At 40.8% G+C, this 14,622-nt stretch carries 10 protein-coding genes; 6 read left to right on the forward strand and 4 right to left on the reverse strand.

Annotation, left to right across the window (positions count from 1 at the left end):
- Nucleotides 1-64: 64 nt before the first annotated feature.
- Both AACU33_RS28655 and AACU33_RS28660 read left to right on the forward strand, forming a co-directional pair.
- A complete protein-coding gene (locus AACU33_RS28655; protein WP_096593278.1) occupies nucleotides 65-292 on the forward strand; it encodes a hypothetical protein in 228 nt (75 codons plus the stop codon).
- Between the two features lie 289 nt (nucleotides 293-581).
- Nucleotides 582-1,142, forward strand: a complete 561-nt coding sequence (locus tag AACU33_RS28660) for a hypothetical protein (RefSeq protein ID WP_339376346.1) — start codon at nucleotides 582-584, stop codon at nucleotides 1,140-1,142.
- A gap of 151 nt (nucleotides 1,143-1,293) precedes the next feature.
- Here the strand turns inward: AACU33_RS28660 and ilvC are convergent, their stop codons facing one another.
- From ilvC to AACU33_RS28675, 3 genes are all read right to left on the reverse strand, one after another.
- Complete coding sequence (gene ilvC / locus AACU33_RS28665; RefSeq protein WP_096593280.1) at nucleotides 1,294-2,289, reverse strand: ketol-acid reductoisomerase; 996 nt, start codon at nucleotides 2,287-2,289, stop codon at nucleotides 1,294-1,296.
- A gap of 187 nt (nucleotides 2,290-2,476) precedes the next feature.
- The gene (locus AACU33_RS28670) at nucleotides 2,477-3,343 is read right to left on the reverse strand and encodes an aldo/keto reductase (RefSeq protein WP_096595424.1); all 867 of its coding nucleotides are present in this window, start codon (nucleotides 3,341-3,343) and stop codon (nucleotides 2,477-2,479) included.
- A 358-nt stretch (nucleotides 3,344-3,701) separates the two neighbouring features.
- Nucleotides 3,702-4,139 carry a thermonuclease family protein gene (locus tag AACU33_RS28675; RefSeq protein WP_096593283.1) on the reverse strand — a complete coding sequence of 146 codons (438 nt, stop codon included), beginning with the start codon at nucleotides 4,137-4,139 and terminating at the stop codon, nucleotides 3,702-3,704.
- A gap of 199 nt (nucleotides 4,140-4,338) precedes the next feature.
- Between AACU33_RS28675 and AACU33_RS28680 the strand changes: the two genes are divergently transcribed.
- The 4 genes from AACU33_RS28680 (at nucleotide 4,339) to AACU33_RS28695 (ending at nucleotide 11,808) form a co-directional block, all read left to right on the forward strand.
- A complete protein-coding gene (locus tag AACU33_RS28680) occupies nucleotides 4,339-5,256 on the forward strand; it encodes a DUF4349 domain-containing protein (protein WP_096593285.1) in 918 nt (305 codons plus the stop codon).
- 149 nt (nucleotides 5,257-5,405) lie between these two features.
- Entirely contained in the window at nucleotides 5,406-6,938 is a 1,533-nt protein-coding gene (locus tag AACU33_RS28685) for a SagB/ThcOx family dehydrogenase (RefSeq protein WP_096593287.1), read from the forward strand.
- A gap of 541 nt (nucleotides 6,939-7,479) precedes the next feature.
- Nucleotides 7,480-10,275: a PAS domain S-box protein gene (locus tag AACU33_RS28690; protein WP_096595425.1), complete on the forward strand. Its 2,796-nt coding sequence runs from the start codon at nucleotides 7,480-7,482 to the stop codon at nucleotides 10,273-10,275.
- A gap of 12 nt (nucleotides 10,276-10,287) precedes the next feature.
- Entirely contained in the window at nucleotides 10,288-11,808 is a 1,521-nt protein-coding gene (locus tag AACU33_RS28695; protein WP_096593289.1) for a hybrid sensor histidine kinase/response regulator, read from the forward strand.
- Between the two features lie 146 nt (nucleotides 11,809-11,954).
- On the opposite strand, the gene AACU33_RS28700 is transcribed toward AACU33_RS28695, so the two are convergent.
- Nucleotides 11,955-14,552, reverse strand: a complete 2,598-nt coding sequence (locus tag AACU33_RS28700; RefSeq protein WP_096593291.1) for a DUF3769 domain-containing protein — start codon at nucleotides 14,550-14,552, stop codon at nucleotides 11,955-11,957.
- Nucleotides 14,553-14,622 lie beyond the last annotated feature (70 nt).

The raw sequence follows: 14,622 nt of genomic DNA on the forward strand, positions 1-14,622 counted from the left end.
AGATCTGGCTGTTTCGGAAAAAGGTCGATTAGACTATGAATCAAATGCTACTGGGTATCAAAAAATGGATCGCAAGACAGCTACCACATGGTTGATTTTGTTGTTCTTGATATTTGTGGGTTTTGGGGATAGCTTTCTGCCCAAACCCTTAAGTACTGCTAGCTTACAGACGCGCACAACAATTAATCAATTTTTTGTTGGGTTATTTCCGAGTTGGCAACCCAGTACTCGTCCATACGATCGTACAGAAAGGGCTTTAGATGAAATTGAAAAGGGCGGTTCCAAGAAGTAGAAACTTGTAAAAATGATAGGAGGATAAGCTATGAGGGGAATACTCTACTTATAGTAGAAAATTCTGTACATCTGTACTGATGAAAATTGTAGAAGAAACCCGCACCCGATTGCAGCTAAAGCACAGACCAATCAGGCATTGGCTCACTGGGTGGCCGATTTTGATTGCAAGTCTGAGTTTTTTTATTTATTGCTTATTTTTTGAATCTGCTTCAGCTAGTCTAACTTGTAAACGCCCCTCATCTAACCAAGTTTACTGTGAGTTAAAGCGATTTAATTTGTTAGGAAGCATGGAGAAGCTGAAAATTTTCGATCCTCAAGAAGCATATATCAAGACCCATAGCGGCAGTAAAGGGGGAAGCACTTATGAAATTATAATTGTGACACCCTTTGGAGATTATGCTCTTTTATCACATCTGAGCTATCAAAAAAATCAAGAATCTGCTTTTGAAATCAATAATTTTATTAATTCTACTCAGACGTATCTCTCACTTTACCAAAACCAGCGAAATTATGTGTTTTTCTTCAGCTTATTTATGTTAATTACTACGGCTATTGGCGCTTTTGTGGTGACAACGCCTGTAACCAACTGTATTTTCTACAAAAGCCTCAATAAAGTATTTATAGAGCGTAAAGGATTGCGCAGTCATGAAATTATCGAATATCCTTTAGAATCTATCTTGCGTTTTGATATTCAAGACAAGCAATTTAAATACTCTAAACTTTATCGTGCTGTGATTGTGCTGCAATTCTATAAAGAAATCCCAATTAATCTAGAATATACAGATGAAAAAAGCGTGCAATACGCAGTTTCTCGGATACGCTACTTTCTAAATATGGATAATAGCTAATAGTTACAGCGCTGTTTATTGGTATGGAATAGACGCTTTGAACGCTAAATAATAGCAAGAGCACAACAATGTTGTGCCCTTACCGTCAAATACTCAACTTCAAATTGTTGTAATTGTGAGTTAATGCATTAGCTATTAACTATTGCTACAATTAAGCCTTTTTCAACCAGCTAAACATGGCGCGTAAATCTTTGCCAACTTCCTCAATGCGGTGTTCGGCTTCTTGACGACGCATGGCGGTAAATCCGGGTTTACCAGATTGATTTTCTAACACAAATTCTCTGGCAAATTGTCCAGATTGAATTTCGCTGAGAATCTTGCGCATTTCCGCCTTGGTTTGATCGTTCACAATCCGAGGGCCGCGGGTATAATCGCCGTATTCAGCAGTATTAGAAATGCTGTCGCGCATTTTGGCTAATCCACCTTCTACCACTAAGTCAACAATCAGTTTGACTTCATGCAGACATTCAAAGTAAGCCAATTCTGGTTGATAACCAGCTTCTACTAAAGTTTCAAATCCAGCTTTAATTAAGGCACTCAAACCACCGCACAATACGGCTTGTTCGCCAAACAAATCAGTTTCGGTTTCTTCACGGAAGGAAGTTTCGAGAACGCCTGCACGAGTACCGCCGATACCTTTAGCATAGGCCATAGCGCGATCGCGTGCCCGACCGCTAGCATCTTGATAAACCGCAAACAGCGCTGGTACGCCTTGCCCTTGTTCGTAAGTCCGGCGTACTAAATGCCCAGGCCCCTTTGGTGCTACCATCACCACATCTACATTCGCAGGCGGTACGACTTGACCAAAGTGAATATTAAAACCGTGGGCAAAGGCTAAAACATTGCCTTCTTCTAAATTGGGTTCAATTTCGTTTTTATAAACCGCTTTTTGGACTTCATCAGGCAACAAAATCATGATAAAGTCAGCAGCACTAGCCGCATCTGCGACATTTTTTACAGTTAACCCAGCCGCTTGGGCTTTGGCAGCTGACTTACTACCCGGATATAGCCCTACAATCACATCTAAACCACTATCTTTAAGATTAAGGGCGTGAGCATGACCTTGGGAACCATAGCCAATGATTGCAATGGTTTTTCCCGCCAAAAGGTCTAAATTGGCATCTTCGTCATAATACATCCGGGCCATAGCGCATCTCCTGTCAGCAAGCATCATCATTTATTGGCAGGCTTTTGATTTTACCCCAAATTAGGTACAAGGGCACGGAGATATTTATTGATGAAAATGGGGATGAGGGGACAAGGGGGACAAGGAAGAAATAACTAATAACTCTTTATTGCCTATTGACTATGGACTCTTGACTCTTGACTAATAATTACGTTGCCCGATCGATTTTTGGAACTTCTGCTTCAGATAATTGCACGTTAAGAGCTTGTACCGAGTCTTCAATACTAGAAACCTTACTAGCACCTGGTATGGGCAAAATAGCAGGTGATTTAGAACGCAACCACGCCAGCACAATACAATAAACTGATACGCCTTTTTCTTGAGCTAATTGCGCGATCGCAGGAATATCTTGCAAATTCTCATGGCGACGTCTACCACCAAAAGGACTCCAAGGCAAAAAGGTTAATCCTTCTTGTTCGCAATACTTCAACACGCCGTCAATTTCTGGCTGTCGTTCCCAAGGACTATATTGATTTTGCACCGAGACAATATCAACCACATCCCGCGCTTGCTTAATTTGTTCTACAGAAAAATTGGAAACTCCCACAAACCGAATTAAACCAGCTTCTACTGCTTCTTTAACTGGTGCAAGAGATTCTTCAATAGTGTATTTAGGATCGGGGGCGTGATATTGCCAAACATCTATGGGTTTGCTACCTCCTAACGCCTGAAAACTTTCACGAATTGTTTGGCGTAAATGTTTGGGGTTCCCGTTACGTACCCAGTTTCCATGAGGACGCATTAAACCACCTTTGGTGGCAACAACTACATGGCTAACATCGCCTTGATAACTGCCTAGTGCTTGGTAAATTAGTTTTTCGTTGTGGTGCTTATCTGATTCATCTAGGCAGTAAGAATCTGCGGTGTCAATGAATGTGATACCCAAATCCAAAGCGCGATGGATAACTTTGATTGATTCCGATTCGGAAGGACGATTGGATATTGACATCGGCATTCCACCCAAGCCGATCGCACTTACAGAGACACCCGTTTTTCCTAACTGTTTGGTTTCCATGCTTCTAGTTCTTGTTTGCAGTGCCATTAATGTATTAACTGTTCAGAAATATTTTGACAATTAATCTCTAGACAGGGTTACAAATAACATTCATGTGATAGCAATTTGGTTGTTAGATGAAAATTATTTAAATTATCCTGTACTCAAATTTTGTCAAAACGACTTTCGTCGCACCTTTGCACCTAAGAAAGCGAAAAGCACTCTACATCTATTTTTTTCGATGGAGTGCATTACAATTTCTTATTGTAATATGGGTGACTTCTCTTAACTATTAGTTAAAAATTCGTATTGCTATAGTCAGTGTGGCCTGCATAAATAAGATTCCCGACTTCTTCGAGAAGTCGACAATCTGGGACATTCAATTCCTACTCTTTGTCTTTATAGGATTAAACTGCTGCCACAATCCTAAGCGCTTATTTTTCGCATTGGCTTCTGCGATTAAAAATTGAGTTTTGCTTTCCTGGCAATAATCTAAAGAATCGCGATCGACAACAGCATTACCCTCTTCAACCAAACGCAGATTGACTGAGCGATTATCTATATATACTTCACCTAGTATCCGCCCAGTTGGATCTCTATCTACGCTTCTGATAACAACTGGACTACCAGATGGTAGCAGTTGTTTAAGTTTTTTAGCGGCGGCTGAAACATACTGCTGTTTAGTTTCTTTAGGTGTATTAATACACACTAATTTGACTGTATTTGTTCTGCCAGCATCATCTTGAACACGAATTGTATTGCTATCTGCTACACCAATTACCGTAGCTAGCACTAACAATAGCTGTATTAATTGCATTTTTCTAGTATTTTTTTATGCTTTGGTCTTGATTTTATCTAAGTAAATAACAGGTAATTGTGAGTTAAATCACAGGTTGTTGTCTGGGAGTAAAACTAACTTAGCTAACATTTCTGTTACATAAATCGCAACAATGCTAACTTTCAGTTTTGCCCTCAGCGATACTGAAATTAACTTCATCTATCCTGAGGCTTAAATTATGCCAGTCTCGATTAAATTACCTAGTAAATCTGGTGTATTTGTGAGTGCGTTGCTGGGAAGTGCGATTTTTACCAGTTGTGCTTCTGCACCGCAAATGTCAAAACAAGCATTAACACAAAGTGGAGGAGAACGCGCCTTCAATCAAGCTGTACCCGCTGATACTGCTGGAAAAGTTGCGCAAAAAGCTGAAGTACCTCAATCCCGTCCACAATTGATTAAAAAAGCTGCTATGACTGTCATTGTTAACTCTGTAGACCGGAGTATTGATGCAGTCTCTAAAATTATCAATAACAAACAAGGCGATTTGATTGGGTTAAACGAACGTCAACCCACAAAAGACTACGCCCGTCATACTGCATCGATAACGCTGCGAGTACCACAGAACCAATTAGAATCAACTCTTGATGAACTAGCTAAATTAGGTACGGTAGAAAATCGCAATATCACGGCGGAAGATGTCAGCAATCAACTGGTAGATTTTCAAGCTCGATTAACCAATCTGCAAAGAACAGAAGCTAATTTACAAAAAATTATGGATCGCTCTGGTTCTGTCAGAGATGTATTAAGTGTGGCTCAAGAACTTAGTAATGTGCGTCAATCAATTGAGCAAATAAATGCGCAACTCAAAAACTTAAAAAATCAAGTTGCATACTCTACAATTACTCTGAACCTTGAAGCAGCAGTTTCTAGTAACAGTCCACAAAGGAGCTTAGGTTCACAAATTCAAGAAACTTGGAATAATTCTAGTCACTCTGTTGGAGAGTTTACTGTTGGGTTACTCAAGTTGGCTATTTGGTTGATGGTTTACAGTCCTTATGTTTTGATTTTGGCGGCTGCTATTTATGGTTTAAACCGTTGGCGACGCAATTCCCAGCCTGTAAGACCAACACCACCAGCAGAAAATTATGATGGATGAAAAAGGGACAAGATTGACAAATACCCAATGCCCAATAGCCGTTACTTAATATGAAATCCTAATTATTAAGATTGTACCAATTAACACGAAATAATTAGACGCAGGAATGCCAAGATCAAAATAGGACGCGCAATGCTATTGAAAGTACTATGCCAGAAATACACCAATCAATTGCCCAACACTACCACGAACGCACTAAATACGACCCTGAGACGCTAGCCTCAAAAACTCAGAGGTTAGATTGGGCGAAACAACCAGTACCCTTCAAAGAGTACAGAATTGGTTCTTCTTTCGACCTTATACCCTACCTGCAAGAAAATTCTGAGGCTACTACCGACAGTGCAGATGCAAAATGGTGGCAAAGACTTTCACGGCTATTGTTTCGTAGTTATGGGCTAACGGCAAAAATGCCGTCTATGGGCAGTGCGGTGTATTTACGAGCTGCTCCTAGTGCTGGTGGGTTGTACCCAGCTGAGGTGTATGTGGTTTCTAGAGGGACGCAGTTGTTACCACCTGGGCTATATAACTACCAATGTCGCAGTCATTCGCTGATGCACTATTGGGAAAGCGACGTTTGGCAAGCTTTACAAGCGGCTTGTTTTTGGCATCCTTCTTTGGAAAGTACTCAACTGGCAATTGTGATTACTGCGGTATTTTATCGTTCTGCTTGGCGATATGAAGATCGAGCTTACCGTCGCATTTTTTTAGATACAGGACACCTGTTGGGCAATATCGAGTTAGCTGCGGCGATTCATGACTATCGCCCCCACTTGATCGGTGGCTTTATTGATGAAGCTGTCAACGATTTACTTTACATCGAACCGCAACAAGAAGGCGCGATCGCAGTTTTGCCTCTGGCAGATTTGTTGGATATCAAGCAAAATTTACCATTGGGAAGAACTGCTTTACCCTCTGCTACCGAAACTGATTACCCTATCATCCCCGATGGCGAACTGCTGAAATATTTTCATCGCCATACACAGATTCAATCTGGGACAACTGGCAAACTCAATTTACCAGCGGTCAAACAAGACAGATCCTTAGAAGATAAATACAACTTTCCTTTCTGTCTGAAAATTTCCACAGCTACCACACCAATTAACTGGGGAGAAAATCTGGTAGAACTGGAAAACACCATGCACAAGCGGCGTTCTACCCGTGCTTATAGTGGTGAAGATTTGACCTTTGACGAACTCAAAGCTTTACTTGATTTCACTTACCAACCCCAAAATTACATCTACCAAAATTTAGATCGTTCTCCAGACTACTTTGACCTAAATTTGATCGAAACATTTATTGCCGTTTGCGGGGTCAAAGGATTGGAAGCAGGCTGTTACTATTACGCACCTAAAGCACAAGAATTGCGACAAATTCGCTTTAAAAACTTCCGGCGAGAGTTACACTTCCTCTGCTTGGGGCAAGATTTAGGGCGAGATGCAGCCGCAGTGCTATTTCATACGGCAGATCTGAAATCTGCGATCGCTCAATATGGCGATCGCGTTTACCGCTATTTACATATGGATGCTGGACATTTGGGACAAAGATTGAATTTAGCAGCAACTCAACTCAATGTCGGCGTCAGCGGTATCGGTGGTTTTTTTGACGACCAAGTAAATGAAGTTTTGGGTATTCCTACAGATGAGGCAGTTCTCTACATCACGACATTGGGACGACCAAGATAAGCTATGTAGGCATTTAGATTGTAGATTTCGTCCTCAGGTTGTCAAGAGTTCAAGGTCAAAGACTAACTTGGACTTTACACTCTTGACCCCGGACAGGTCTTAGCCAGAATTTTGATTTAGGCACGTATCAGCTTAATATAAGTTCAATATATTCAAATAACCTGGCTCCAAATCTCTCGATCTCAATTACGTTAAAATACAAGCAAAGTTACTGCCAAGGCTTGAAGGACGCCAAGCACCTGACTATAGCTTCAGAAGAAAGGTTTGTTGAGCGATCGCAATTTCGTTGCAGCCGCTGTTTAAATTAATTATCTTACAAAAACAGTAGGCAATCACTCATGTTGCAAATGGTAAATGCATTTGATTAAAACTCTTGATGGCGGAGTATTATTTTTCTTAACCTAATATTATAAATAACTGTTAATTCGCGGATAAGCTTTAATTCATTAGAGATAACATAGCGAAATTAACACAAAATAACTCAGATTATCTATTTACGTAAATCCTTTAAGTCTTTTAAATAAATTTTTTCCCAGCAGTGATACTATTACCCAAAAATGAAAGGCAACGACTGGAATTACTCCATCAATATCAAATTTTAGATACACCATCAGAAGAAATTTTTGATGAACTTGCTCAATTAGCTGCTGATGTCTGTGATGTCTCAATTGCAGTGATTAGTCTAGTCGATGCTGAACGAGAATGGTTTAAATCCAAAGTCGGAATTAATCAATCGGAAATTCCTCGTAGCATTTCCTTTGGTACTTACACAATTCTTGAAAGTGAAATATTGATCGTTCCAGATATCTTGCAGGATGAACGATTTGCTGCAAATCCTCTGGTCATTTCAGAACCTTATTGTCGTTCCTATGCAGGAGTTCCCCTAATTACTGCAAGCGGCTTTACTATAGGTAGTCTTTGCGTATTTGATTCTGCTCCTCGTAATTTCAGCGATAAGGAACAGACAATCTTACAAAAATTAGGAAGACAAATCATCAAATATTTAGATTTCAAGCGAGAAAAAATTATTAATGAAAGCCAAAAGAATTTTAATCTGCTTTTTCTGAATCATCCTCATCCTATGTTGGTGATTGATTGCCCTACAATGAGATTTTTGGCGATTAATAATGCTGCTGTAATTAATTATGGTTACTCTCAAGAAGAGTTTTTGCAAATGCACCTCACGGACATTCTGCTTCCAGAACATATACCTGTGATAAAACAGCATTTTGCCCAAAACAAAACTTATACAAACTGCTCTAAAGAATGGCAACATCGCCGCAAAGATGGACAAATTATTGATGTTGAAGTTTTCGCTCACTCCATAGAATATGCTGGACACAACGCTCGCTTAGGAGTTATTAGAGATATTACCAATCGCAAACGCCAAGAACAAACACTTCATGATAGTGAAGCTAGATTAAGTGCTATTTCTGAAGCAATTCCGATTCCCTTAGTAATTTCCCGTTTGTCTGATAGCTTAATATTATATGCTAATCAAAAATTTCTAGAAACGTTTCTTCTAGTTCCTGAAGATTTAATTAATTCTCGAAAATCTTCAGAATTTTATTATAACCCAGACGAGCGACAATTAATATTGCAAACTCTAGCCAAACAAGGCTATGTTCATAACTGCGAAGTCCAATTCAAAAGAGCAAATGGTTCTTCCTTCTGGGCAATAGCTTCAGTTCAGAAGTTAAATTTTAATGGTGAAGCTGCTATTTTAAAAGCTTTTTATGACATCACAGATCGCAAAAATGTAGAAACAAACCTCCAAGAACAAAATAAAAAGCTCCGGAATATTTTTGAGAATCTTCCATTGATGATTGCACTCATTGATGTTAACGGTAAACATCAGTGGATAAACAAAGAATGGGAACGGATTTTAGGTTGGAATTTTCAAGATTTTCAAAATCTTGATGTTCTGGAAGCTTTATACCCTAACCCAGAAGATTATGAATATGTAATTAATTTTATTCAGTCAGCGCAAAAAGTTTGGGGTGACTTTAGAACTCAGACTAAAGAAGGTAATGTAATTGATACTTCTTGGACTAATGTTTATCTGGATGATGGTCAAATTATCGGTATTGGGCAAAATATTACAGAACGCAAGCAAACTGAACGTGCTCTAAAAACTCAAGTTAAACGAGAGCAATTGATGCGAACCGTTACTGGACGAATTTGTCAATCTTTAAATCTCCAGGATATTCTCGATGCTACGGTGAGAGAAGTTCGAGATTTACTTCAAGTCGATCGCGTGATAGTTTTGCGATTTGCTTGTGATATGAGCGCTACAGTTGTGGCGGAATCCGTAGTTAATGGCTGGACAGCTTCGATAAATGCACAGTTAGTAGATACCTGTTTTAAAACAAATGGAGGTGAAGATTATTATCGAGGTCATAAAAGAGCGATCGCTAACATTTACGAAGCTGGACTCACTCAATGTCACATTAACCTGTTAGAACAGTTTGAAGTCAAAGCAAATTTAGTAGTACCCATTCTTTTACAAGTCAGTGAAGAAAATCCTAGTTCTGGACTGTGGGGTTTACTAGTTGCACACCAATGTTCTCATACTAGAGAGTGGGAAGAACATCAACTAGATTTACTCGACCAACTATCGGTGTCAATAGCGATCGCTATTCAACAATCTAGCATTCTTCAACAAGCTCAAATTGAAATTGCGCAAAGGCAAAAAGCAGAGGTGGAATTAAGAAGTGCATTAGCAGAAAAAGAAGTCTTGTTAAAGGAGATTCATCATCGAGTTAAAAACAACTTGCAAATTGTCTCTAGTTTATTGCAACTTCAGTCTCAAACCCTCAGCGATCCTGAAGTTATCCGAGTTTTAAGAGATAGCCAAAATCGGATCGATTCAATCTCACTAATTCATAGAAACTTATACACTGCTCCCAATATTGGACAACTTGATGTTGCTGATTATATCCAAAATTTAGCTACAAGTTTATTAATGTCCTATCAGGTATCGTCTGGTGAAATTAGTTTAGAAACTGATATAGACACTATCAGTTTGAATGTTGACCAAGCTATTGCCTGTGGCTTAATTATCAATGAATTAATCTCAAATGCTCTCAAACATGCTTTTCCTAACAAGCAAGGTGGCAATATTATTATTAGATTACGACATCTCAATGATAGTATTGAAATGATTATTAGTGATAATGGTATTGGGTTTCAACATGATGTTAATTGGCAAGATACTAATTCATTAGGCCTTTCTTTAGTTTATGACTTGGTTACAGAACAACTAGAAGGAAGTATATCTTTAGAAACCGATCGCGAAACAGTATTTAAAATTATCTTTCCGCAATTAACTTTATAGCAGTAAAATTCAATGGTTCAGGTGAGGGTTTTAGTCGTAGAAGATGAAGTGATAGTGGCCAGGACTATTGCTAGCCAACTCAATCAATTAGGTTATATCGTGACCGGTACAGCTTCTTCCGGGAAAGTTGCCATTGCCAAGGCATTGGAAACAAAACCAGAGATAGTTTTAATGGATATTATATTGAAAGGAGATATGGATGGTATTGCTGCTGCTAGTTATATTCGCGAGCAATTAGAAATTCCCGTAATTTTTCTCACAGCTTACGGTGACGTTAATACTTTAGAACGGGCAAAACTGACTCAACCTTTTGGATATATTGTTAAACCCTTTACTATCAAAGATTTACAAATAGCTATAGAAATAGCTATGTTGAAATATCGGCTTGAATGCGAGCTACGAGAGAACCGCGATCAGTTAGCCACTCTTTTAAACTCGATGAGCGATGCTGTGATTGCTACAGACGAGCGAGGAATTGTCACATTTATGAATCCAGCATCGGAAGCTTTGACAGGCTGGGACAAAGAAGATGCTTTAGGCACTGAGGTGTCAAAAATTTTTAATCTTGTTGATGAAGTTACAGATGCGAGGATTGAAAATCCTGTAACAAAAGTGCTGCGAGAGCAGAATGTTGTTTATTTAGGAGATTACATCTCTCTAATTGCTAAAGATGGTAGAAGAGTACCAATTGGCGATAGTGCTTCTCCCTTAATGCGACGACCAGATCGAGTAAGTGGTGTTGTAGTTGTTTTTTGGGATATGAGTGAAAGGCGTCAAACAGAATTGCTCAAGCAAGCCTTAGAAAAAGAGCAAGAAGTTAACCGTCTCAAGTCTCTATTTATCTCTACTGTTTCTCATGAATTTCGCAATCCCCTAACTGTGATTCAAACTGCAATTGAGCTAATTGAACTTCAGGGAAATAATTTATCAGACGCCAAGCGAAAAACCTATGTCAAGCGAATTCAAAGTGCTGTGCAAACCATGAAAAACCTCATGGAAGATGTCTTATTTATGGGTCGCTCTGAAGCGGGAAAACTGGCATTTAATCCAACGCCTATAAACTTGGACGTATTTTGTCGAGATTTAATTGAAGAATTTTCGCTAGTTGAAAATGGCTTGCATGAATTTGTATTTACCTCTAACAATGAATTTACAGAAGCTTGGATGGATGAACGCCTCTTACATTACATGTTAGGAAATCTACTTTCAAACGCAGTCAAGTATTCTCCTGAAGGAGGAACAATTAGCCTTGACCTGAGATGCAATTCTGTTGAAGGTAAAGTAACTTTTCGAGTTCAAGATTCAGGAATTGGTATTCCCGCAGCAGACCAAAGTCGGCTTTTTGAATCATTCTATCGAGCTTCAAATGTGAAATTAATTCAGGGTAACGGGCTAGGTTTAGTCATTGTCAAAAGATGCGTCGAAGCTCACAATGGTGAAATCAGCGTTACCAGTGAAGTAGGCGTGGGTACAATCTTTACAATAATTTTGCCTTTAAATACAGAATTTTCTTCTCCTGAAACTGATGAATGAAAATAACCTTTGTAATTTGTCATTGATTACTTATTCCTCATCTTTCCCTTCCCCTGCTTCCTTGTCCTCTTTGTCCCCCCACACTCCCCACACTCCCCACACTCCTTCATCTCCCCCTGCTCCCTGCCCCCTGCCCCATTTCCTAATTAGCGCTCCTGGCGCACACCACCAACCACTGGCTTAACTTCATCTCCTGAGAAAGGATCGGTGCCACCACTCCAATTAAAGTCGCTAATGCGGAAGCTAATGCCGCCTAATTCCAGTACGGGATTGTAACGTAAGGTGACGCCATAGGTACGACGGCTATATTCCACAATATAGTCGGTGCTACTTTCTCTACCTGTATCTAAGTTAACGGTTGTCTGAAATCCTAAGCGAAACGGGCCATAGATTTGCTGTGTAATTCCAGCACTCAGCACTTTATTATCAACTGCGCGATCGAACAAAAAAGGCGATAATCCGCTAGTGAAACCTTGGGAATAGGTAACATTAAAGGCGGTATAGTCTAAATAAGGTCGCGAGAAATGACCAATCTGCCCTTCTAAACCAATTGTGCCAATTAGGGTACTTTGGTTGTCGCCATTGGTGTAATAACTAGTTGTACCCGTCACACCAGCGATCGCTCGCAAGTAAGGAACTACTGGGTTGGGTGTGTATCGTAATCCCCCAGTAGCGGTGGGTGGTAAGGGTTGCCCTTGCCATAATAACAACCCACCACTGAGAGCAGCACTACTTTGTAGGCGACCTAGGGAGATGCGATCGTTTTCTCGATTAGGTTCTAGGAGGTCGGGGCGATCGGTGTTGGCATTAATATACTGCGCACCTGCTTGATAGCTGAGGTTAATGCCGCTGTTCCCTAGGGGAATCACCGGTGAGATGAGTACTCCACCCAGACTACTTTGGACGGTTTGAAAGCCAAGAGTACCGTTATAAAGGCGATCGCGGTAGCTGTATTCTAAATTTAATAAATGGGGATTGCGATCGCCTAAGGTCTGGCGCAATCGCACGCTAGCTTTGAGGTTGTTTTCAATGTCGCCTAAGTTGAGACTGGTTAAATCGCCTCTACCTTCAATTACTGCCTTGGGATTCAAAGTTACATTGAGTCGGCTTCTGAGTCCAAACAGCCCAGCTAAATCGCCAGTACCTTCTTCTACAGCTTTTTGGACAAAAAACTGTGGCGTGATTGTCCAACGTGCCCGATCTGTAGTCACAGGTTCAAAGCCACGTTCAATATATAAACCACCCCGCCGATCGGAATCAAAACCAGGGGTAGCGATCGCTGGAGTCACCTCGCGTTCCCGGCGGTCAATTTTCTGTTGTTCTCGTGGAATCCCGACAGCGAACTTTTGGTCAAAAACTAACCGCCCTTGCTGCGCCCTAACTCTATCTACTAAAGGTGATTCGCGTGTCAGAGTCACCTTACCTGCCCGCAAAACTAATTCTGGAGGTGAAAAGGGGTCGTTTGTAATGCTGACATCTTGAGCTTGCCAACCACGGGGATAAAATTCAATGCGTTCGGCTTCAAAGCGCAGGCGTTTGACTAAGCCTCCCGATTTTGGTTGGGGAATGTTTCTTGCATCTGCCCTCCCGCCGACTGTCACATCAATTCCCCCAGAGCTGTTGACACCAGAAAGCGGTTGATTGGAGCGAATGCGATCGCTAACAGGACGCTGTGGTACTCCTCCGGCGCTCACATCTGTGGGTAAGAAAGCTACATCTCTTTCTGCTGTAGGAATGTAAATTTCTCCCCTACCCTTTTCTAGTTCGCCACTATCTTGAATAAAGTTATAAGTAAAACGCTGTCCTCGCAATACCTGATCGCCCCGTGTTAATGCCACGTTGCCTTCTCCGACAGCGATCAAGTTATCTAAATTTATTTGCAGGCGATCGGCATCCACTACCGCCCCATCAAATCGTACTACTACATTTCCTTCGGCGGTAACAATCCGGCGTTGGTCATCAAAAACTTGGCGATCGGAAATCACTTCCACCGTTCTTTGTCTAGCAGGAATTGTGCTAGCTGGGGGATTTGCCACAGGTTGTTGATTTTGTGGCTGATTTGTAGTATTTCCCTGAGGTGCTGCTGTTGGTTGCTGCGGCGACTGAAATTCTATTGTTGAGGGTGTTGGCGATCCGTTAGTTGGACTGCGAGACTTGAATTCAATAGTATTTTGTACTGGTTGAAGTGGCCCAGTATTTTCTGCAACAGATTCCGAAAAAGATAGTGAAAGATTGCTACTTCTGGCTGGTTGGGCTGGTTGAGTATTACTTGGCTGTTCTACTTGGGTAAATTGTGCATTTGGGAACAAGTTCTGATTGCTGGTAGCATTTGGGGCTGAAGCGGGTAATACCACGCTGGCTGGCGCATCTAAGCTACTGCTGCCATTGTTTGTCGGATAAGCAATTGCTAATGGCTGCCCCAACAATGCTGCACTCCTCGGAGCGATCGCAGAAGAAAATTCCGGTGGAGCAATTTCCGGCGGATTAACTTTAACTAGGGTTGAGGAAAATCCTAAGTTATTTCGACTCAGTTTTAGCCTCTCTGATAGAGACTTTTGCTTCCCTACAGTTAAAGGCTGTGGCTTTGCTTGTTGTTGCTGGGATGTCTCTTGATTTTCTTGCGTCCCAGTATCTGCTGCTATTAATAAATTAAACTTGGGATCGCTAGCAGATGAGGTAGTCTTAGCAGGTTGTAACGCTTCCGCGATCGGAGGTGGTGCAGGTGGCAGAACTGGATGAAGCATATTTCAGCACAATCAAGCTAACAAATAGCCAATAAGTAGCCGGAAGGATGAACTACACTTTTTGCCTTCC

It is taken from the genome of Calothrix sp. NIES-2098, assembly GCF_963875125.1.
GTDB lineage: Bacteria > Cyanobacteriota > Cyanobacteriia > Cyanobacteriales > Nostocaceae > Aulosira.